Genomic DNA, 236 nt, shown 5'->3' on the forward strand with positions numbered 1-236 from the left:
TCTCTTCATGCTTTACTTTCCCCTCCTCCGGTAGCGGCGTTTCTCCTCCAAGGTGGCGTCCCGGGCGGTGATGGGCCGCACCCTGCCTTCCCTGCGGGTGAAGACCACGAAGAGGACCCTTCCGGCTTCCGTGGCCCCCAGGGCCGCCCAGCGTTCCTCGCCCCCTTGGGAGCGCGTGCGGAGCACCAGCCGCTTGGGGTCGGTGAGGGCTTCCTCCACCTCCTGGGGACGCACCC

At 69.1% G+C, this 236-nt stretch carries 1 protein-coding gene; it reads right to left on the reverse strand.

The genetic code is table 11. From position 1 onward, the window contains the following. Window positions 1-12 precede the first annotated feature (12 nt). Window positions 13-234 (reverse strand): BrnT family toxin, encoded by a 222-nt coding sequence (locus ACYQ0J_RS13615; RefSeq protein WP_460170246.1) that lies wholly within the window; start codon window positions 232-234, stop codon window positions 13-15. Window positions 235-236: the final 2 nt, after the last annotated feature.

Source organism: Thermus sp. FJN-A, from assembly GCF_054655095.1.